The sequence below is a fragment of the Actinomadura viridis genome, assembly GCF_015751755.1.
GTDB classification, from domain to species: domain Bacteria; phylum Actinomycetota; class Actinomycetes; order Streptosporangiales; family Streptosporangiaceae; genus Spirillospora; species Spirillospora viridis.
Window position 1 is genome coordinate 8,926,221 of sequence record NZ_JADOUA010000001.1, and the last position, 21,795, is coordinate 8,948,015.

Annotated in this window: 13 protein-coding genes and 1 tRNA gene; 10 read left to right on the forward strand and 4 right to left on the reverse strand. The window is 73.3% G+C overall.

What is annotated here, in order from left to right; genetic code table 11:
- Positions 1–179: 179 nt before the first annotated feature.
- From IW256_RS40570 to IW256_RS42575, 3 genes are all read right to left on the reverse strand, one after another.
- On the reverse strand, positions 180–1,001 hold the full coding sequence (locus IW256_RS40570; RefSeq protein WP_197015994.1) for a hypothetical protein: 822 nt from the start codon (positions 999–1,001) through the stop codon (positions 180–182).
- Positions 1,001–1,915, reverse strand: a complete 915-nt coding sequence (locus tag IW256_RS40575; RefSeq protein ID WP_197015995.1) for an ABC transporter ATP-binding protein — start codon at positions 1,913–1,915, stop codon at positions 1,001–1,003. Before IW256_RS40575 ends, IW256_RS40570 begins: the two co-directional genes overlap by 1 nt.
- A 128-nt stretch (positions 1,916–2,043) precedes the next feature.
- Positions 2,044–5,205 (reverse strand): helix-turn-helix transcriptional regulator, encoded by a 3,162-nt coding sequence (locus tag IW256_RS42575; RefSeq protein WP_197015996.1) that lies wholly within the window; start codon positions 5,203–5,205, stop codon positions 2,044–2,046.
- A 637-nt stretch (positions 5,206–5,842) separates the two neighbouring features.
- On the opposite strand from IW256_RS42575, the gene IW256_RS40585 reads away from it, so the two are divergent.
- The 4 genes from IW256_RS40585 to IW256_RS40600 all read left to right on the forward strand — a co-directional run bounded on the left by IW256_RS40585 (position 5,843) and on the right by IW256_RS40600 (position 13,749).
- Positions 5,843–8,662, forward strand: coding sequence for an AAA family ATPase (locus IW256_RS40585; protein ID WP_197015997.1), 2,820 nt, complete (start codon positions 5,843–5,845; stop codon positions 8,660–8,662).
- 151 nt (positions 8,663–8,813) lie between these two features.
- Positions 8,814–8,887, forward strand: a tRNA-Leu gene (locus IW256_RS40590).
- A 444-nt stretch (positions 8,888–9,331) separates the two neighbouring features.
- Positions 9,332–11,719 (forward strand): aminotransferase class I/II-fold pyridoxal phosphate-dependent enzyme, encoded by a 2,388-nt coding sequence (locus tag IW256_RS40595; RefSeq protein ID WP_197015998.1) that lies wholly within the window; start codon positions 9,332–9,334, stop codon positions 11,717–11,719.
- 488 nt (positions 11,720–12,207) lie between these two features.
- Entirely contained in the window at positions 12,208–13,749 is a 1,542-nt protein-coding gene (locus tag IW256_RS40600; RefSeq protein WP_197015999.1) for an acyl-CoA carboxylase subunit beta, read from the forward strand.
- Positions 13,750–13,784: 35 nt separating this feature from the next.
- Here the strand turns inward: IW256_RS40600 and IW256_RS40605 are convergent, their stop codons facing one another.
- Positions 13,785–14,216 carry a cold-shock protein gene (locus tag IW256_RS40605; protein ID WP_231404126.1) on the reverse strand — a complete coding sequence of 144 codons (432 nt, stop codon included), beginning with the start codon at positions 14,214–14,216 and terminating at the stop codon, positions 13,785–13,787.
- A 331-nt stretch (positions 14,217–14,547) separates the two neighbouring features.
- Between IW256_RS40605 and dpgA the strand changes: the two genes are divergently transcribed.
- The 6 genes from dpgA (at position 14,548) to IW256_RS41950 (ending at position 21,771) form a co-directional block, all read left to right on the forward strand.
- Positions 14,548–15,765, forward strand: a complete 1,218-nt coding sequence (gene dpgA, locus IW256_RS40610; protein ID WP_307829376.1) for a 3,5-dihydroxyphenylacetyl-CoA synthase DpgA — start codon at positions 14,548–14,550, stop codon at positions 15,763–15,765.
- A gap of 32 nt (positions 15,766–15,797) precedes the next feature.
- Positions 15,798–16,724, forward strand: coding sequence for an enoyl-CoA-hydratase DpgB (gene dpgB, locus IW256_RS40615; protein WP_197016000.1), 927 nt, complete (start codon positions 15,798–15,800; stop codon positions 16,722–16,724).
- Positions 16,721–18,127 carry a (3,5-dihydroxyphenyl)acetyl-CoA 1,2-dioxygenase DpgC gene (dpgC, locus tag IW256_RS40620; protein ID WP_231404127.1) on the forward strand — a complete coding sequence of 469 codons (1,407 nt, stop codon included), beginning with the start codon at positions 16,721–16,723 and terminating at the stop codon, positions 18,125–18,127. Before dpgB ends, dpgC begins: the two co-directional genes overlap by 4 nt.
- Positions 18,124–18,933, forward strand: coding sequence for an enoyl-CoA-hydratase DpgD (gene dpgD / locus IW256_RS40625; protein WP_197016001.1), 810 nt, complete (start codon positions 18,124–18,126; stop codon positions 18,931–18,933). The genes dpgC and dpgD overlap by 4 nt, the downstream gene beginning before the upstream one ends.
- 269 nt (positions 18,934–19,202) lie before the next feature.
- On the forward strand, positions 19,203–19,427 hold the full coding sequence (locus IW256_RS40630) for an MbtH family protein (RefSeq protein ID WP_231404128.1): 225 nt from the start codon (positions 19,203–19,205) through the stop codon (positions 19,425–19,427).
- A 109-nt stretch (positions 19,428–19,536) separates the two neighbouring features.
- A complete protein-coding gene (locus IW256_RS41950) occupies positions 19,537–21,771 on the forward strand; it encodes an ABC transporter ATP-binding protein (protein WP_425549720.1) in 2,235 nt (744 codons plus the stop codon).
- Positions 21,772–21,795 lie beyond the last annotated feature (24 nt).

A 21,795-nucleotide genomic window follows, 5' to 3' on the forward strand; every position in this document is an offset into this window, starting at 1 on the left:
TGGTCAGGCTGGTTGTGTCGGGGGTGTGGGGGTTGTTCCCCACCGTGGTGTGGCCAGCACCCGTAACGGAGCGCTAGCGGGCGCCTTTCGGGGGACGGGACGTGGCGGTGGCCTTACCTGGCGGAGGCCACCGTCACCCCCTCGGGCGGCCTGGCCCCCCGGTCGCTTCAGCGTTCGCCTCAGGATTCTCTGCGTTGGAACACCATGAGCGCGATCAGGAGGGCGATGGTGACCGTGGCGGCGAGCAGCCCAAGTCCGGCCCAGGGCGGGAGGGCGCGGGGGTCTCCCATCAGGGTCATGACCTGGGCGCCGGCTGAGAAAGGCCAGTATGTGCGTGCCAGCTCCTCCGCCGGGGCGGGCAGCAGGGGGTAGGACAGCGGGACCATGAACACCGCGGCGAGCAGGACGGCGAAGCCGCCTGCCGTCGAGCGCGTCAGGAACCCCGCCGCGACTCCGGCCATCCCGATCAAGGCCATGTGGATGCCCGTTCCCGACGCCGCGTGCAGCATGTCCAGATGGCCGCCGGGCTGGAGTGGAGTGCTGGTGATCCGCCGGTCGATGTACAGGGCGGCCAGGCTCGCGGTGCCGCCGACCGCGAACGCGACGAGCGCGCACACCGCGGCCTTGGCGGCCAGCAGGCGGCCCCGGCGGGGGACCGTGGCCAGGCTGGTACGGATCGCACCGGTCGCGTACTCGGAGGTGACGGCCAGGACGCCGAGGACGCCGAGTGCGAGCTGGGCGAGCATCCCGCCCCGCAGACCGGAACCGGAGACGTCGGGTAACGCGCAGCCTCCGGCGGCCCAGGTGTGGCAGCCGGGAACGGGGAAGCGGGGGTCCAGCGCACCGAGCACCATCAGCAGGGCGGCGCTGAGCGCGGCGAGGACGCCCGGCCGCAGGGTGCGGATCTTCGTCCACTCCGACCGGACGGCGTGGCGGAAGGTGACGGGCGGGAGGGGACCGGGCCTGCCCGGGCCGGTGCGCAGAGGGGAGGCGGCGCCCATCAGGCCGCCCCTTCGGTGGCCGCCTGGCCGGGGCCGTTCCGGGTCAGTTTCTGGCAGACCTCGATCAACGAGGACCGCTGGGGCGTCAGTTCGTGCAGGCGGATCCCGCCGGTCACGGCCAGGCGGTGGATCTCGGCGGCGTCAAGGCCCGACACCAGCAGCGCGCCGCCGGTGCCCAGCCGGACGCCCGCGCAGGCCCCGGTCAGCCGCCCGGCCAGGAAGCCCGGATCGTCGCAGCGCACCAGCACCTGACGTTCGGCGTACTCGCGTTCGAGGTCACGGGCGTCGCGGTCGGCGACGAGCCGGCCGCGGTCGAGCACGACCAGATGGTCGGCGAGCTGCGTCAGCTCGCTCAGCGGGCGGCCGGTGACCAGCACCGTACGGCCCTCGCGGGCCAAGCCCCACAGCAGGGTGCGCATCCAGGAGAGGCCCGCCGGGTCGAGCCCCTCCACCGCGTCGTCGTAGATCAGCACGCTGGGGTCGCCCAGCAGGGACAGGGCGACGCCCAGCCGCCGGCACATCCCGAACGACAGCGTGCGGACCCGCCGGCCGGCGACCCGGTCCAGCCCGGCCAGCCGGACCACCTCGTCCACCCGGCGGCGGGGGATGCCGTTGCTGCGGGCCGCGCAGAGCAGCTGGTCGTACGCGCGGCGGCCGCCGTGCAGTGTCCCCGGCCCGGGCAGCGCGCCCACCTGCCGCATCGGGCTGGGGAGGTCGGCGAAGCGGCGGCCCCCGGTGCGGGCCGTTCCCCGGCTGGGGGTGGTGAGCCCGAGGATCATCCGCAGGGTGATCGTCTTGCCCGCACCGTTGGGACCGATGAGCCCGGTCACCCGGCCAGGGCGGATCGTGACCGTCAGATCGTCGACGGCCAGGATCGGCCCGTAACGCTTGGTCAGCCGGTGGAGCTCGATCATCTTTCCTCCCTCGGAACGATCCGGTCGTCGGGACGGGGACAAGGACGGGGGCGGGGACGGGGATGGGACGCGGGGATGGGACGCGGCGGCGCGAGGCCGGGGGCGTGCGGCTTCGTCCGGGTCGGGTGTCAGCCGTTGCGGGCGGCGTAGGTGCCCGTGGTGCTCCACAACTCCGGTCTCAGATCGGCGCGGCGGGTGACGTTGAGCTTGCGGTACACGCGGGTGAGGTGCTGCTCGACGGTGCTGACCGTGATGAGGAGCGTGTCGGCGATCTGCCGGTTGGTGTGGCCCTGGGCGGCCAGCGCGGCGACCTTCCGTTCGGCCTCGGTCAGCTCGGGGACCGGAACGTTCGCCCGCGCCGGTGTCCCTCCCGCCGTAGGGGCGGCGGCGCGGCCCGCCGGGCGACGCTTCGCCGGGCCCGCCGGTGAGAGCTCCGGCGCGACCTGTTCCGCAGGGGAACGCGCGGGCGAGCCCGGCGTACCGGCCTGGGGGGCACCGGGGCGCGACGGGGAGCCGGCCGCCGCGGGCATGCCGAAGCGTTCGGCCAGGTGGCGGGCCCTGCGCGCCGACACGGACGCCAGGTCGCCTTCCCCGCTCGCATGCTGGGCCCTGCTCAGCTCGCCAAGGGCGAGCGCCAGCTCGTACTGGTCGCCGCTCTGCTCCAGGACGGCGACGGCCTCGCGGAGCAGCCGCCGCCGGTCGGCCGGGTCGCCGGTCAGGGCCTGAATGTACAGGGTGACGCCGCGGGTCCTGGACGGGCCGGGCCGCAGCCTGCCCAGCTGCTCCGCGGCCAGCGCCGCGGCCTCGCGGAGCTCGCCCAGCTCGATGAGGGCCCGCGCCATGTCGGCGCGCCACGCGACGAGCCCGGGAACGTCGAAGCCCCACCGGCGGGCCAGGTCGCCGCAGGAACGGAAGTCGGCGAGGGCCGCGGCGGCGTGCCCGGTCGCGAGGCGGTAATGCCCGCGGGCCTGCAGATAGTGCAGGCCGCAGGGGGTCTGGAACATGGCCTCCGGCACCGCGACGCCCAGGTAGGTGGCGGCGTCCTCGTACCGGTCCATCCCCGTGGTGGCGCTCACCATCACCGAGAGCGGCAGGCCGATGGCCACCCCCCAGCCCGCCGGGGAGAGCCGGGACAGCGCGGCCCGCGCGTGCCGCTCGGCCGCGACCAGTTCCCCCTGCCGGAGTGAGATCACCGCGCGGGCCGTGGCCAGTGCCGCGTGCGCGACCGTGTCGCGCCGGGCCGCGGCCTCTTCCAGGAGGGGGTCGCACCAGCGCGCCGCCTTGTCCGGGCGGTCGTCGTAGACCAGTGCCGCCAGGGCGGCCAGGACGTACTCGGAGGGTGTCTCGCCGAGCCGCGCTCCCTGCAGCACCTGCTCGGCGACACCGGGGACGTCATGGCCGGGCGCGCCGGTGAGCGCGGCCGACAGTGTGGCCGCCGCCCGCAGCTGCCGGTTCGCCGGGCTCGCGACCGCCGCCCGGTCCTGCGCGGCGTCCCGCCCGGGTGCGGCCCGGTCCATCGCTTCGGGGCAGAGACAGGACATCAGCAGCCGGGCCGCCTCGACCTCCCGGACGGGGCCGCGCGGCGGTGCCGCGCCCGGTCCGGCCAGGCGTCCGAGGACGTCGATGGCCTCGCCGGTCCGGCCGTACCATGCCAGGTAGCCCAGCAGCCGGACGGCGGGGGGCCCGGTCAGCCGCCCCTCGCGCGCGGCGGACAGGAGGGCGGGCAGGAGCCGGCGCACGGCGGTGGGATCGATGCGCCATTCGGTACGGGCGAGGGCGCCGGCGACGCTCGCCCGCCGGTCCTCGTCGGGGCAGGCGTCGTGAGCGAGGCGCAGGCAGGCCAGGGCGGTGTGCAGTTCGCCGTCCGCGAGCGCCTGCTCGGCCGCCTCCTCCAGGACGGGCAGCGCCCACGGCCCGGCCTCGGGAGCGAACGCGCTGGCGGCTCTACCGGCGGACGCCGTCAGGGGCAGGGGCATCAGCGGTGGCTCCGTGACGGCCTCCGCGACAGGCCGGTCGCCGTACCCGGCGGTGAACTCCGAGATGCTCCCGGGGAGCCCGGCCCCGGACCCGGAGGTGACGCGGGAGACGGCGTCCGTAGGAGTGCCGGGGCCCGCGGGCCCGGGGACGGTGAGGCCGGCGGTGGCCTGGTCGGCACCGGCCGGTCCGGTGCCCGCCGGTCTGGACGCGGCGAGGAGATGCGCGGCCACCACCGGCGGCGCCGCGCCATGATCGTGCAGCAGCCGCGCCGCCCGGCCGTGCAGGGCCGCGCGCTCCTCGGGCGCCATGCCGTCCAGGACCGCGGCCCGTGCGGCGGGGTGGCGGAAGCGGCCGGTGTCCAGCAGCCCGGCCGTGGCCATCGCGTCCATCGTCTCGGTGACCTGGCCGGTGTCGAGGCCCACCAGCCTGCCGAGCAGGGCCGGGGCGGCCGGTTCCCGCAGGATCGCCAAGGCCCGGGCGATGCTCGCCATCGCGGGCCCGCCCCGGTGCAGGCAGCTCGTCACGGCCCGCTGGTACGCGCCGTCCACGGTGAGCTCGGCGTCCCGGACCGGGAGGCGGTTGTCCTTGAGCAGGGCCTGGACCAGGAGCGGATTCCCTCCGGTGACGGCATGGCACACCTCTGCCAGCCGGCAGCCCGCCCGCGTGCCCAGGCGGGTCGCGAGCAGCCGGGCCTGGCCGTGCCGGGACAGCGGCTCCAGCCGGATCCGCCGGCAGTGCGGCCGGCTGAGCAGGTCGGCGTGGAACAGCGGGTGGTCCCGCCAGGGCTCCGTGCGTTCGGTGAGGACGATCAGGACGCGGGCCGTTTTCAGGCGGTGCGCGATGTAGAGGAGGAACCGCAGCGACGCCGGGTCGGCATGGTGGACGTCGTCGACACCGATCACGAGCGGGGCCCGCTCCGCCATGCGCAGGACGATCCGGTGCAGCTCCTCCAGGACTGCGCCGGTGACCTGGGTGCCCGGATCAGGGCGCGGGTGGTCCTCATCGAACGCCGCGGCGCCGGATCCCTCGTCCAGGAGCCGCCGCACCTCGCCCCGTACGCCGGACGGGCACCCGGCGCCGCGGACGAGCTGCTTGAGCACGCCGAGCGGGACGCCCTGCCCGGCGTGCGAGGCCGCCGCGCCGAGGAACACCGCGCCCGACCCGGTCGCCCGCTCGGCGAAGGCGCGGAGCAGGGCGGTCTTCCCGGTCGCCACCACTCCGCTGACCACGGCCACTTTTCCGCGCCCGCACAGCGATTCGGTGAAAAGGTTCCACAGCGTGGCCAGCGCCGCTTCACGTTCGATCAGTTTCATGTTCGTGTCCCCGAGTGAGTGAGAACGGCCGCGGTGTTCGGGAGCGGCGGATGATCCCGTCGCCGAACGCGATCCGGTCCGTGGCGGCGCGGCGCCCGCCATTGCGGACCGCGCGTCCCGCGCCCGCCGCACAGCTGTCCCTGACATGCCCGCCGTCCTCGTGTCGCCAGGTCACCCGCCCGGTGGGGTGACGACGCGAGGAGTAGATCACGGGTGAAGTCACAGCGAAGTAAACGTCGATACGCGCCCATCGGCCGCTCCCGCGCGCGTTACCGGCGATCAGGTGACTGATTTCTCTCTGCTTTATGACCCTTCTGTTATCGGGAGACATGAGAAATCTCTCGTTGTGGGTCAAAAATGGAAAAATCGCAAGAAATACGCTGTGGCAGGATCCGGTCAGTGTTTGATCTGACTTGGGGGTGAACTCGCAGGTCAAGACAGCGTTGTGACGGTGCGCTTATATGATCTTACATAAGGTCATTTGTTTGGGAACCGTCACGATGCGATGCTTTCGCCTGGGGACCGGGAGTCGATGCTCCCGCCGCCCCGCCTCGGCCGCGTCACCGGCAGCGCCGAGCGGGACCGTCGGGGCGTCACTCAGAGGGAACGCGGCAGCGGTGCAGGGGGCGAACGCCGCATGGGCATGGTCGAGCGGGCAGGCCAACTCCTTCATCTGGAGGAACTGTTCACCGATGATCATTCGCAACACGGCACCGTCGTTCTGATCGAGGGCGCCGCGGCCACCGGAAAGACCAGCCTGCTGCAGGCGTTCGCGCACCGCGCGATCGAATCGGGCGCCACATTTCTGGGCGCCTCCGCGTCGCGCGCGGAACGCGATCTCCCGCTGAGCGCGATCAGCCAGCTGTTCCGTGACCCTGCGCTGTCGGACGCCCAGGCCCGGCAGGCGGAACGGCTTCTGGAGGACGGCGCCCTCACGGCCACGGCCACCGCCACCGCGCACGGCACGGCGAACGGCACCGGGCACGAATTCGACGCGGTCGTCCAGGTTCCGGCGCCCATCCTCAGCCGGCTGAGCACGATCCTGCTGGAACTGGCGGAACGCGGCCCGCTCGTGATCGCGATCGACGACGTCCATCACGCCGACCTCCCGTCCCTGCAGTTCCTCCTCTACCTCTCCCGCCGGATCGGCTCCGCCCGGATCTTCCTGGTCCTCACCGAATGCCTGCGGCCCGCGCGCCCGCGGGCGCTGCTGCACTCCGACCTGCTGCATCTGCCGGGCGCCCGGCGGCTGCGCCTGCGGCCGCTGTCGGTGCAGGGCGTGGCCGCCCTCCTCGCCGAACACCTCGGCCCGCTGACGGCCCATCGCCTGGCGCCCGACTGCCACCGGGCGAGCGGCGGCAACCCGCTCCTGGTGCGCGCCCTGATCGACGACCGGCGGACGTCGGGCCCGGCCAGGCCCGACTGCCTGGTCTTCGGCGACGAGTTCCGGCAGGCGGTGCTGACCTGCCTGTACCGCTCCGAGTGCACCACGCTCGCCCGCGGGCTCGCGGCGCTCCCCGAGAGCGCGTCGGCGATCCTGCTCGGCGAACTCGTCCAGCTCGACGCCGAGTCGGTCGGGCTGACCCGCGACGTGCTGCGGGCCACCGGCCTGATCGACGCCGGAGGGCTGCGGCACGAGGCCGTCCGGGCGGCGGTGCTGAGCGGGATGCGGCCCGACGAGCGGACGGCGCTGCACGTCCGCGCCGCCGAACTGCTGCACAGCTACGGCGCGTCCGCCACCGTCGTCGCCGACCGGCTCATGGCCGCCGACCAGGCCCGGGCGCCCTGGGCGATCACGGTCCTGCGGGACGCGGCCGAGCAGGCCCTGGCCGAGGGCAGGGCCGAGCCGGCGATCGGCCACCTCCGGCTGGCCGTCCGCGAGTGCACCGACGAGGACCGCCGCCTGGCCGTGCGCCTTGAGCTGGCGCGCGCCGAATGGCAGGTCGACCCGGCGACCGCCGCCCGGCACCTGCCCGAGCTGGTCCGCGGGTTGCGCGAGGACCGGCTGCCCGCCGGTGCCGCGGCCACACTGGCCGCCTGGACGCTCTGGCTCGGACGGGTCGACGACGCCCTCAAGATCATTTTTGAGACGCCCACCGACCCCTGGCGGTCACCGGCCGAAACCGGTCCCCAGCCCGAGATCCCCAGCTGGTGGCTGGGCTTCGCGTACCCGAGCGTCACCTGGCGGGACGGCATGCCGGACCCGTTCCGGCCCCTGTCCGCCGTCCAGGACGGCGCGCGGCCCGCGGGCGCCCCGGTTCCCACCATGATCGAGATCATGCTGGCGGACACGCTGATGAAGGGCGACCATGATCAGGCGGTCGTCGCGGCGGAGCGGATCCTGGCCGACGCCGCGCCCGCGTTCCGGACGCCGGCACCGGTCGCGGCGGTCGCGGCGCTGATCTACGCCGACGAGATGGACCGTGCCGAACGGTGGTGCGACGCCATCGGCCAGGACACCTCCCGGCGGACACCGCTGGTCACCGCCTTTGTCACGGTCCTGCGCGCGCTGATCCACGAGCGCCGCGGAGAGCTGGACGCCGCGGCGAGATGCGTGCGCGAGTCCTTCGGCCTCCTGCCGTCCAAGGGATGGGGGGTGTTCGCCGGGATCCCGCTGGCGACGCTGATCAACGCCCTCACGGCCGCCGGGCGGTACGAAGAGGTGGAGCAGTACCTGGACACGCCACTGCCGGACGCGCTCTTCCACAGCCCGCTCGTCCTGCCCTACCTGGACGCCCGGGGCCGCTACTACCTGGCGATCAACCGTCCGCACGCCGCGCTCGCCGAATTCCAGGCGTGCGGTGAACTGATGGTCACCTGGGGCTTCGACGTTCCCGGTTTCGTGTCGTGGCGGACCGGCCTGGCGCGGGCCCGGCTCGTCCTCGGCGACCGCCAGGAGGCCGCCAGGCTGGCGAGCGAGCAGCTGGGCGACCTGCCGGACGGCCGACATCGGACACGCGGCGCGACCCTGCGCGCGCTCGCCGCGGCGTCCGGCGGCGAGGAGCGGCTCGGCCGGCTCAGGGAAGCGGTGAAACTGCTGGAGATGTCCGGCGATCGTCTGGAACTGGCCCGTGCGCTGGCCGATCTCGGCGAGGCGTACCGGGCCTCCGGGGAGCCGCACCGGGCCAGGACGCTGGAGCAGCGTGCGCGCTCCCTGGCCGAGGCGTGCGGTGCCCCCGACGTCGGGAACGCGGTGGTGCCGGCCTTGGCCGACGCGGACGAAACCGGCGGGGACGCGGATCCCGACCCGCTGACCGAGCTGAGCGAGGCCGAGCGGCGGGTGGCCGCGCTGGCCGCCGACGGCTACACCAACCGGCAGATCGCGCGCCGGCTGCACGTCACGATGAGCACCGTCGAGCAGCATCTGACGAGGGTGTATCGCAAACTCAAGATCAGCCGGCGGGCGGATCTGCCGCTGACCCTGCTCCTCTTACCGTCCCAGGATTCTCCGGTTTGACGCGGGGGAGGGCCCGCCGCCTCCCTCGCCGAACCCAAAGCCCCGCCATTGTCAAATGACCGGCCGGGCGGATTTCGCATGCGCCTCGTATGTCTTGTCCAAGAAGCTATGTGCATGGATAGGTTTGCCGTTATCGCGGTACTATCGTTCCGCCCCCGTAGCCCAATGGCAGAGGCGAACCCCTTAAAAGGGTTGTGGTTGTCGGTTCAAATCCGATCGGGGGTACCGGTCGGGTCCGGCCGGTGCCCCGGCGGGCGGTCACACCGCCTCCCGGGGGGCCGGCCCGACTCTTCCCAGGGCGCCGATGAATGCCGCTCTGACCTGCGACTTCGTTTCCCGTGACGGGATGTCCAACCGGCGAGCATTCCCACTTGGACGGCAGGGCGCAGGGGGCAGGGACGCGCCACTTGGACGGGCATCCCGTGGTGTACTTGCCAGGCGTCCCCGGCCCCGGCCACGTGATCTTTCCGGGCCGTTCAGGGACGTGGGAACGCGGCCGGGCCGAGCGCACTCCGACAATCGACGCGGCATAAGGACCTCCATGGCCGGACGGAGCATCGAGAACATGGAACACGCTCGCAGGGACGCCTCATGAATGGGGGCGACAGGGATATCCGGCGGGCCGGAGCCCGCACGCTCGATGAATACGCGCGGCTGGCGCGAACGCGCATGGAACCGGCCCTGCGCGACTTTCTCGCGGGTGAGGAACGGGCCTTCGCCGCCGATCCGGAGGCGTTCGGACGGGTCGGCCTCCGATCCCGGCGGCGCGCGCACGCCGACCCTCCCGAGACGGTGACCAAGATCCTCGGCCGGACCTGGGCCGCGCCACTGGCGGTCGCCCCGCCGGACGTCCGCTCGCCCGCCAATCCCGGGGCGGACCTCGCCACGGTGCGCGGGACGGCCGACGCGGCGCCCGGCGTGCCGGTCGTCGTGAGCCCGTTCGCCGGGCCGTTCCCGGACGAGCCGGCCCCCGGCGGCGGTGCACCGCTCTGGCTGCGGACCTACCGCTTCCGTGACCGTTCGCTGGCCCGCCGGCTCGTCGAACGCGCCGCGCGCGCGGGCTTCGAGGCGCTGATCCTGACGACCGGCCTGCCTCGTACCGGCGCCGTGGACGCAGGCCCGCCCGGCCTCCCGGGCCTCCCCGAGGCGCCCGGGTCCCCCGAGGTCGTGGAAGGGCCCCCGGGTGAACCCGTCGACTGGTCGATGATCGGGTGGCTGCGCTCGGCCGCGGCCCTGCCGGTCCTCGCCGGAGGCGTCCGGACGGTGCCGGACGCCCTGCGCGCCATCGCCGCGGGAGCGGACGGCATCGTGGTCTCCGGCGGCACCGGAGGCCCGGCGGCGCTGGAGGCGTTACCCGGCATCGCGGCGGCCGTGGCCGGCCGCTGCCCCGTCCTGCTGGACGGCGGGATCCAGGGCGGCGCCGACGTCCTGGTCGCCCTCGCCTCGGGCGCCGACGCGGCGTTCCTCGGCCGTCCCGTGCTGGACGGCCTGACGGTGGACGGCCGCGCGGGCGTGGCGGACGTCCTGGGCCAGGTCATCGGCGAGCTGAGAGACGCCATGGCGTTCACCGGGACGGCCTCGATCACCGGCGTCGCCGACGCGGGCCCCGCCCTACTCCGCACCCAGCCCCCGCCCCTCCAGCCCCCGCCCGCCGAGGCCCGGTCCCTCCAGTCCCCGTCCGCCCAGGCGCTGTCCACCGGGGCGCACCCGCCCGGCCCTGCTCGGATGCCCCGGACGTCCCGGACGGACAGCGAGGCCTCGCCGTCCCTCGCCAAGGAAGACCTGCATTCCAGCCTGTCCAGCCCGCTCCTGGACACCATGAACTTCCTGAACGAGATCACCTCCCGCTACCCCGACGCGATCTCCTTCGCCCCCGGCCGCCCCTACGACGGGTTCTTCGACAACGAGCAGGTCTTCGATCACATCCGCCGCTTCCTTGACCACCTGGCCGAGCAGGGCAGGACGCCGGACGACGTCCGCACCGCCCTGTTCCAGTACGGCCCCACGGCGGGGCAGATCCGGGAGGTGATCGCCGACTCGCTGCGGGAGGACGAGGACATCGACGTCCCTCCGGAGTCCATCGTCGTGACCGTCGGCGCCCAGGAGGGCATGCTGCTGGTCCTGCGCGCGCTGACCGGTGGCCCGGACGACGTGATCATGGTCTCCAGCCCCTGCTACATGGGCATTCCCGGCGCGGCCCGGCTGCTGGACGTCCCCGTGACCGCGGTGGAGGAGACGGCCGCCGGGGTCTCCTGCGCCGGCGTCGAGGCGGCGATCCAGGCCGAACGGGCGCGGGGGCGGCGTCCCCGCGCCTTCTACGTGATCCCCGACCACGCCAACCCGTCCGGGATCACGATGACCCTGGACACCCGCCACGCGCTGCTCGACCTCGCCGCGCGGCACGACCTCCTCATCCTGGAGGACAGCCCGTACCGACTGGTGAGTCCAGGGACGCGGCTGCCGACCCTGAAGGCCCTCGACCGCGGGCGCCGGGTCGTCCACATCGGCTCCTACTCCAAGACGATCTTCCCCGGCGCCCGGGTCGGGTTCGTCGTCGCCGACCAGCGGGTGACGGACGCGGACGGCCGGACGAGCCTCCTCGCCGACGAGCTCGCCAAGGTCAAGAGCATGGTCACGGTGAACACCTCCTCGCTGAGCCAGGCTGCGGTGGCGGGCGCGATCCTCGCCGCGCGCGGCCGTCTCTCCGAGGCCAACACCGGGGCGGCCGAATACTACGGACGGACGATGCGGTCCACGCTGGAGAGCCTGGAACGGGCTCTGCCTCCCGGACGCCGCGCCGCGCTCGGAGTGCGCTGGAACGAGCCCGGCGGTGGCTTCTTCCTCAAGGTCGAGGTCCCGTTCGAGGCGGACCACGGCGCGCTGCGCCGGTCCGCGCGGGAGTTCGGCGTGATCTGGACGCCCATGACGTACTTCCATCCCGGCGGCGGGGGCCGCAAGGCCATCCGGCTGTCCACCAGCTACCTGACATCCGCGGAGATCGAGGAGGGCACCGCCCGGCTGGCTCGGTTCATCGAGTCCGAGAGCGCGGGGCGGTGACGAGGAACGTGACGGTACCCATGAGCAGCGAGACGACCCTGACCGACACGCCGCCGAACGGGACGGACCCGGCCGGGACACCACCGCCCGCCCCGGACGACGGGGAGACCGAGGCCCTGGCCGCCGCTAGCGGCCTGGTGGTCGAGCCCTTACCCTGGCCGGCCGAGCGACGTCTCAGAGCCCGGCGCCCCCGCGACACCCCCGGCACCGCCGATCGGGAGGACACCTCTCCCGCCGGCGCCCACCAGCCGACCCCCACCACCCCGTCCCCGGCCGCGCCCGCACCTCTGGTTGCGCCTACGCCCCCGGCTGCGACCACCTCCCCGCCCGCTTCCTCTGCTGCGATGGCGTCTCCGCCCTCGCCCGCGGCGGCCCTACCGGCCCGGCCCGCCGCTGAGGTTGCGGCTTCGGCACCGGCCGAGGCTGCGTCCCCGGTCGCCGCTACGGCCGGGGCCCCCGGTGCGGCGGCGGCTCCGGAGGTGGAGTCGATGGCCGGCATCCGCCTGCGGCACTCGGGCCTGCGCGAGCAGATCACCGGTGGCGACTCCGCGGCGGTCGAGCGCCAGCACGCGCTCGGCAAGCTCACCGCCCGGGAGCGGCTGGACCTCCTCCTGGACGAGGGCACGTTCCTGGAGATCGACATGTACCGGCGGCGGCAGGGCGGCGGGCTGAGGTCCGGCGGCCGGCGCCCGTACACCGACGGCGTGATCACCGGGTCGGGGGAGATCTTCGGCCGCCGCGTCTTCGTCTACGCGCAGGACTTCACCGTCTTCGGGGGCTCGCTCGGCGAGGCGCACGCCGCGAAGATCCACAAGCTGATGGATCTGGCGCTGGCGGCGGGGGCGCCGCTCATCGCGCTGAACGACAGCGGCGGCGCCCGGATCCAGGAAGGGGTGGTGGCCCTCAACGGCTACGGCGGGATCTTCCAGCGCCATGTCCGGGCGTCCGGGGTGATCCCGCAGATCAGCGTGATCCTCGGCCCCTGCGCCGGCGGCGCCGCCTACTCCCCGGCGCTGACCGACTTCACCTTCATGGTCCGCGACACCGCGCAGATGTACCTGACCGGCCCGGACGTGGTCGAGGCCGTGAGCGGCCAGCGGGTGACCCATGCCGAGCTCGGCGGCGCGGAGGTGCACGGCGGCCGGTCGGGCGTGGCGACGTTCGTCCACGACGACGAGGAGAGCTGCCTGGAGGACGTGCGGTACCTGGTCTCGCTCCTGCCCGGCAACAACCTGGAGCCGGCGCCGGCCTCGCCTCCCCTGGGGGCCGCCTCCGACGAGCGGCCCGCCCTCGCCGAGATCGTCCCGGTGGAGCCGAACAAGCCGTACGACATGCGCCGGGTCATCGACGAGGTGGTCGACCCCGACAGCGTCCTGGAACTGCACGAGCACTGGGCGCGGAACGTGATCTGCGCGCTGGCCCGGATCGACGGCGAGGTCGTCGGGGTGGTCGCCAACCAGCCCATGATGCTGGCGGGTGTGCTGGACGCGGTCGCGGCGCAGAAGGCGGCGCGGTTCGTCCGGTTCTGCGATGCCTTCGGGATCCCCCTGCTGACCCTGGTGGACGTGCCCGGGTTCCTCCCGGGCGTCGACCAGGAGCACGCCGGGGTCATCCGGCACGGCGCCAAGCTGCTGTACGCCTACTGCGAGGCGACCGTTCCGCGCATCCAGGTCATCGTCCGCAAGGCGTACGGCGGGGCGTACATCGTGATGGACTCGCGTTCGATCGGCACCGACCTCTCCCTGGCCTGGCCGGCGAACGAGGTCGCGGTGATGGGCGCGGCGGGCGCGGTCAACGTGATCTTCCGTAAGGAGCTGGCCGCCGCCGAGGACCCCGAGGGCCTGCGCGCCGAGCTGATCGCCGAGTACACGCGCGAACTGATGCATCCGCACTACTCCGCCGAGCGCGGGCTGGTGGACGACGTGATCGACCCGGTGCAGACCCGGGCGGCCGTGGCCCGCGGGCTGGCGATGCTCCGGACCAAACGCGGGTCGTCACCGCAGCGCAAGCACGGCAACGTGCCGCTGTGAGCCGGCGCGGGCCGTGGTGCCGCGCCGGCGCCGGATCACTCGTCCACCCAGCGATGCTTCTGGGCGAGCGCCAGGATGCCCTCGCGCAGCCGCAGCATCTGCGCGCCTGTCAGGTCGGGACCGCGTTCGAGGAACAGTTCGGTGATCTCGTGCCGGAACTCGGCGGCGGTCAGCACGTCGCACAGCCCGTCGTCGTTGAACGGGAGTCCCGGCGGGCGGCCCTGCTCCGTGTCCGCCGGCCGGTGCCCGCCCGCCACGCGCACCGCGAGCGCCTTCGGCCCGCGCTCGCCCTCCACCGATTCGAACTCGACCGCCGTCCCGGGGCCGAACGCGGACTTGTCGTCACCCAGATCGTTGGCGTGGACGAACACGTCCGCCCCGCCGTCATCGGGGACGATGAATCCGTAACCCCGAACCTCGTCGAATCGCAGAATTCGTCCAGACCGCAGCACCGTGATCCCACCCAACCCGTGATCCCGCCCAACCCGTAATACCGCCCGAGCTGTTATGCCGCCCGAGCCGTAATCCCACCCAAGCCGAGCCCAGCCCCGGCTGAAGAAGCCCGTCCGTCCCGCGAGGGCCGTCGACGGCTTCGTACACAAGGTGGCCACTCAGCCTATCACCCTGCCCCGAATCGGGGAACGTCCCAGGTGGCAGGGTGGGCGCGGCCCATTCTTGACAGTCATATTTCGGGCGGATTACTTTCTGCCCTGGCTCGAATATCTCTTATCCGGGAAAGGTGATTCACGTGGCCGTAGGTAATTACGCGCGCCCGCGCAGCAAGCCGCGGATGTGGGGGTGGACTTTCCGGTGACCGTCAACATCGACCTGCCCGACGACTTAGCCGCGAAAACGCTGGACGCGAGAATCCTGGAGATGGAGTCGGCGCCGCCGGCACGGCGCCCGGCCCCGCCCCGGATCGTCGGAGTCGGGACGGCGGCCTCCGCCACGTCCTTCTCGCAGCAGGACGTCCTCGACGCGTTCGACATCACCGATCCGAAGATCCGTTCGGTCTTCCTCAACAGCGCGATCGAGCGCCGCCACCTCACCCTGCCCCCACCGGGCGAGGACGGGACGCGGGCCTCCGAGCCCCAGGGCGACCTGCTCGACAAGCACCGGCGGCTGGCGATCGAGATGGGCGCCGACGCGCTGCGGGCCTGCCTGAAGAGGGCGGGCGCCGACCTCTCCGACATCGGCCACCTGTGCTGCGTGACCTCCACCGGTTTCCTCACCCCCGGCCTCAGCGCCCTGCTCATCCGCGAGCTGGGCATCGACCGGCACTGCAGCCGTTCCGACATCGTGGGCATGGGGTGCAACGCGGGCCTGAACGCCCTCAACGTCGTGGCCGGCTGGGCCACGGCGCACCCCGGGCAGCTGGCCGTCGTCCTGTGCACGGAGGCGTGCTCCGCCGCGTACGCCATGGACTCGACGATGCGGACCGCGGTCGTCAACAGCCTGTTCGGCGACGGCGCCGCGGCGGTGGCCCTGGTCGCCGACGGCGGTGACGCGGTGGTCGCCCCCGCGGTTCCGGCCGGTGCCGTTCCCGGTGGGGCGGTGGCGAACGGCGCCGCGCCGGGGCCGCGCATCCTCAAGTTCGCCAGCTGCATCATCCCCGAGGCGATCGAGGCGATGCGCTACGACTGGGACCGCGACCAGGGCAGGTTCAGCTTCTTCCTCGACCCGCAGATCCCCTACGTCGTCGGCGCGCACGCCGAGATCGTCGTCGACCGGCTGCTGGCGGGGACGGGGCTGCGCCGCGGTGACATCCGGCACTGGCTCGTCCATTCCGGCGGCAAGAAGGTGATCGACGCCGTCGTCGTCAACCTGGGGCTGAGCCGGTACGACGTGCGCCACACCACCGGGGTGCTCCGCGACTACGGGAACGTGTCGAGCGGGTCGTTCCTGTTCTCCTACGAACGGCTGCTCGAGGAGAAGGTCACCGCGCCGGGGGAGTACGGGGTGCTGATGACCATGGGACCGGGCTCCACGATCGAGACCGCGCTGGTCCAGTGGTGAGAACGACGGAGACGAGGAAAGGCGGGGGCGCGATGTCCGCGAACGATGATCAGGCGGGAATCGGTGACTTAGAGGTACGGGTCGACGGCGCCCGGCCCGTCTCGGCCGACATGGTCAAGGCGCTCGAAGCCGTCTGCGCCAAGGCCGAGGACCACGGCGGTCCCGGGATCGTGCCCGTGCACGTGTCGGGCACCCCGGACGGGGCGTGGACCCGGGAGCTGAGCCTCCCCGTCGTGACCAAGTGGGAGCGGGTGCTGCGGCGCCTGGAACGCCTCCCCATGACGACGGTCGCAGTGGCCTCCGGCGACTGCGGGGGTCCTGCGCTGGACGCGCTGCTGGCCACCGACGTGCGGATCGCCCGTCCAGGGACGCGCCTGGTGGTCCCGGTCGGCGAGGGCGACACCTGGCCGGGCATGGCGCTGTTCCGCCTCGTCAACCAGGCGGGCGCCGCCCGCGTGCGGCAGGCGGTGCTGTTCGGTGTCCCCATCGGCGCGGAGGAGGCCCTGGAGCTGCGGCTCCTGGACGAGCTGACCGACGATCCCGCGTCCGCGCTGGCCGCGGTGGCCGAACGGTTCGGCGCGTTCTCCGGCAAGGAACTGGCGATCAGGCGGCAGCTGATGTTCGACGCCACCACGACCGCCTTCGAGGACGCCCTGGGCGCCCATCTGGCGGCGTCGGACCGCGCCCTGCGCGGAGCCGCCGCCGCGATCGCCGCCGGGACGCCCGTCCCCGGGACGATCGAGATCGGCACGGCCGGGATCGGCACGGCCGGGATCGGGGTGGGGACGTCCGGCGCGGTGGAGACCGGGACGGTCGCCGCCGGTACGGCCGGGGCCGGGGCGGTGACCGGCCCGGCCACGACCAGCGCGTCCACGACCGGTGCCGGCCCGTTCACGACCGGTACGACCACGACCGGTGCGCCCACCACAGGGCCGGACGTGACCGGGATGGGGGCATGAGCGCCGAGACGGGCTCGCCCCGGCTGGAAGTGGCGTCGGAGCCGTTCGCTTCCGCCGCCCCGTCCTCGATGCCGTATCCGGCGGGCTCCTCCCTGGAGTCGCTGCGGGTGGATCTGCACGCCGCCTGGGCCGTGCCGGCCGAGGCGGTCGAGCGCCACGAAGGGCTGGTGGCCGCGTCGCCGCCGCCCGCGGAGCGTTCGCCGGAGCAGCGGGCGGAGATCGCCACCGCCTGCGACGAGGCCCGCGCACAGCGCGTCCGGTTCATGGACGAGCACGCCGACGCCGTCTACGACGTGCTCACCGGCGGGCGCACCGCCCACCCGCGGATCGCGGAACTGGTCGAGGCCGCCGCCGCCGAGTTCCCCGGGCTGGTCCCCACGGCCGGGCAGCTGGCCGGCGAACGTGCGCGGGCCCAGGCAGGCAAAGAGGGGCAGGAGATCGACCAGGGCATCTTCCTGCGCGGCGTGCTGCGGTCCCCGGTGGCCGGGGCGCACCTGATGGACGCCATGCTTCGGCCGACGCCCGAAGCGCTGGAGCGGCTGCCGGAGTTCGGCCGCACCGGCCTGCTGGAGATGGAGTCGGTACGCCTGGAACGCCGGGACGGGGTGGCGTACCTGACCATGTGCAGGGACGACCGCCTGAACGCCGAGGACGAGCAGCAGGTCGACGACATGGAGACCGCCGTCGACCTCGCGCTGCTCGATCCGGACGTGCGCGTCGGGCTGCTGCGCGGCGGCGAGATGAGCCATCCGCGCTACCGCGGCAGGCGCGTGTTCAGCGCGGGCATCAACCTCAAGAAGCTGCACGCGGGCGAGATCTCGCTGGTCGGCTTCCTGCTGCGGCGCGAGCTGGGCTACATCAGCAAGATCGTCCGGGGGCTGCGGGCCGGGCCGGGCGGCGCGTGGCACCGGCCGTTGATCGACAAGCCCTGGGTGGCCGCCGTGGACGGCTTCGCCATCGGCGGCGGCGCCCAGCTGCTGCTGGTGTTCGACCACGTGATCGCCGCCTCCGACGCCTACCTCAGCCTGCCGGCCGCCCAGGAGGGCATCATCCCGGGGGCCGGGAACCTCCGGCTCGGCCGGTGCGCCGGGCCGCGGATCTCCCGCCAGGTCATCCTCGGAGGGCGCCGGATCTGGGCGAGCGAACCCGACGCCCGGTGCCTGGTCGACGAGGTGGTGGAGCCCGGCGAGGTCGGCGCGGCGGCCGAACGGATCGTGCGGCGGCTGCAGGGGCCCGCGGTGGTCACCAACCGGCGGATGCTGAACCTCGCCGAGGAGCCTCCGGAGGAGTTCCGCCGCTACATGGCCGAGTTCGCGTTGCAGCAGGCACTGCGGATCTACGGCGAGGACGTCCTCGACAAGGTCGGCCGGTTCGCCCGCCCCGCCGGACGCGGCCCGTCATGACCGGCACCCCCGGCGGCACCCGGGTGCGCTATGAGAAGAAGGACCATGTCGCCTACGTGACCCTCGACCGGCCCGAGGTGCTGAACGCGATGGACCTGCGTACGCACGAGGAACTCGCGGCTGTCTGGGACGACGTGGAGGAGGACGGCGACGTGCGGGCCGCCGTCCTCACCGGTGCGGGCGACCGGGCCTTCTCGGTCGGGCAGGACCTGAAGGAACGCGCCCGGCTCGGCGAGCGGGGCGCGCCGCCGACGACCTTCGGCAGCCGCGGCCAGCCCGGCTGGCCGCGGCTCACCGAACGGTTCACGCTGTCCAAGCCGGTGATCGCGCGGGTGCGGGGCTTCGCTCTCGGAGGCGGCTTCGAGCTGGCCCTGGCCTGCGACATCATCGTCGCCTCCCGGGACGCGGTGTTCGCGCTGCCGGAGGTCCGGCTCGGCCTCATCCCCGGCGCGGGCGGCGCGTTCCGGCTGCCCCGCCAGGTCCCGCTGAAGGTCGCGATGGGGCACCTGCTCACCGGCCGCCGCATGACCGCGGCCGAGGCGCTGCGGTTCGGCCTGGTCAACGAGGTCGTCGAGGCCGCGGAGCTGGACCGGTGCGTCGCCGCGTGGGCCGGCGACCTGGTCGGCGCCGCGCCGCTGTCGGTACGGGCGATCAAGGAGGCCGTACTGCGGTCCCTCGACATGCCGCTGGAACAGGCGTTCTCCGCCACCTACACCTGGGAGGAGCGCCGCCGCCGCAGCCGTGACGCCGTCGAGGGCCCGCGGGCGTTCACGGAGAAACGCGCTCCCGAGTGGCAGGGACGGTAACGACCGAACCGATCATCCGGAGCGCGCGTGGGAGGGGCTCGCCATACGCCCGGCGAGTCCCTCCCGCTTTTCCGCCGCGTTTTTCCGTTGTTTATGGCGGCCTGTCCAACCGGTGGAATCGCGCGGTTGGACAGGCGGTTCCGTCCAAATAACTCGCGCCGCCTTTCGTGCCCGCCCGGGACCTTGCCGGGCCGGAGTTACCGCGGTTACGGTGACGAGGCACTGGGCGGTAGATCCCGATAGATCGGCATTCCGGGAAAGAGGCGATCATGGCGAATCCATTCGATGACGAGGACGGCACCTTCCTGGCGCTCATGAACGACGAGGGCCAGTATTCGCTGTGGCCGGCCTTCGCCGACGTGCCGGCCGGCTGGGCCGTCGTGCACGGCGAGGACACCCGCAAGGCATGCCTGGACTTCATCGAGGAGAACTGGACGGACATGCGTCCCAAGAGCCTCGTCGAGGACATGAAGCAGTACGAGAAGGCGACCTGACGAAACGTGCGCGGCCGACCGTACGGCACCGCTCCGCCACCCGGCGCGGGGCGGTGCCCGGCGTGTGAACCGATAGTGCCGGTAGAACGCGAAAGGGGGTTTCCGTGCCATGATCGGCGGTCCGGGGCCAGTGATGATACGCGGTTTCGGCGATGACGAATCGCTGACCGATCAGCAGGTGAGACCCGGTACGGTCCGGCGGATCCTTCCCTACGCCAGGCCCTATCGATGGCGTGTGGCCGGCCTTTTATCGATCACCGCGCTCGGCGCGCTCATCACCGTGTCGGTCCCGCTTCTCTTCAAATTCATCATCGACAACGGCATCATTCCGCGCGACACGGGCCTGGTCGTCGGGATCGCCGCGGGGGTCGCCGGGCTGTCGCTGGCGGACGCCGTGTTCAAGCTGGTCGCCGCCCGCCTGTCGGGCGGCATCGGCGAGGGGCTCATCTACGACCTGCGCACCGAGGTGTTCCGGCACGTGCAGCGCCAGCCGCTCGCGTTCTTCACCCGGGCGCAGACCGGCTCGCTGGTCAGCCGCCTGAACACCGACGTGATCCAGGCGCAGCAGGCGGTCACCTCCCTGCTGTCGAACGTGGTGTCCAGCGTCCTGTCCCTGATCCTCGTGCTCGGCACGATGTTCTACCTGTCCTGGGCGATCACCCTCATCGCCCTGGTGGTCCTCCCGTTCTTCATCCTCCCCGGCAAGATCGTCGGGCGGCGGCTGCAGCGCCTCATGCGCGAGTCGATGCAGCAGGACGCCGAGATGGGCTCCCTCATGCACGAGCGCTTCAACGTGTCCGGGGCGCTGCTGGCCAAGCTCTACGGCCGGCCGGACGAGGAGGCCGGGATCTTCGCCCGGCGCGCGGCGCGGGTCCGCGACATCGGCGTGGTGACCTCCGTCTACTCCGAGCTGCTCCTGATCTCGGTGACCCTGCTCGCCTCCCTGGCGACCGCCGTGGTGTACGGGCTCGGCGGCGTCCTGGTGATCGACGGCGCGTTCCAGCTCGGCACGCTGGTGGCGCTGGCCACCCTGCTGACCCGGCTGTTCGGGCCGATCAACCAGCTGGCCGGGGTGCAGGCGCACGTGATGACCGCGCTGGTCAGCTTCGACCGGGTCTTCGAGGTGCTGGACCTGAAGCCGCTGATCGCGGAACGGCCGGACGCGCGTCCCCTCCCCGCGACCGCAGGGCCCCGCGCGACCGCGGCGGCCCGCAGCGCGACGGCGGGCAGCGCGGCGGCGGGCAGCGGGGCGGCGGCGGGCAATGGGGCGGCGTCCGGCAACGGTGCCGGCCCGGAGGCGGGGACTGCTCCGCGGATCGAGTTCGAGGCCGTGTCGTTCCGGTATCCGGCGGCCTCGGACGTCTCGCTGGCCTCGCTGGAGTCGATCGCGCTGCCCGTGCGGGAGCGTGCCGAGAACGCCCTGACCCTGCGCGAGGTGAGCTTCACCGCACCGGCCGGGAAGCTCACCGCGCTGGTCGGCCCGTCGGGCGCGGGCAAGACCACGATCACCCATCTGGTGCCGCGGCTCTACGACCCCGACTCCGGAGCCGTCCGGATCGGCGGCCGGGACGTCCGGGACGTGACGCTGGACTCGCTGCGCGACGCGATCGGGATGGTCACCCAGGACGCGCACCTCTTCCACGAGACCCTCCGGGGGAACCTGCTGTACGCGAGGCCGGACGCCACCGAGGACGAGGTCGTCGAGGCGTGCCGGGCGGCGCGGATCTGGGACCTGATCTCCTCCCTCCCGGACGGCCTGGACACGGTGGTCGGCGACCGCGGCTACCGGTTCTCCGGCGGCGAGAAGCAGCGGGTCGCCATCGCGAGGCTGCTGCTCAAGGCCCCGCCGATCGTCGTTCTCGACGAGGCAACCGCGCATCTCGACTCCGAGTCCGAGGCGGCCGTGCAGCGCGCGCTCAAGGCCGCGCTGGCGGGCCGTACCTCGCTGGTGATCGCGCACCGGCTGTCCACGATCCGGGAGGCCGACCAGATCCTCGTCGTCGACGAGGGCCGGATCCGCGAGCGCGGCACCCACGAGGAACTGCTGGAGGCGGACGGGCTCTACGCGGAGCTGTGCCGGACGCAGTTCGCCGCGGCCCGCCCGGCGCCCAGGCCCGAGGAACCCGTCGGGGTCTTCGGTGGTCCGGGCGGCCCCGCCGGCCCTGCCGGCCCGGGCGGACTCCCGCCGATGGGGCCGCCGATGGGCCCGCCGCCCATGGGACCGCCCATGGGGCCGCCGCCGATGGGCCCGCCGATGCGCGGCCCAGGCGGTCCGCCGCCCGGCCCGCGGATGGGGCCGCCGCCCGGACCGCCGCCGGGCCGGCCGCACGGACACAACTCCTAGTCGACGTGAGTGAGGGCATCTCCG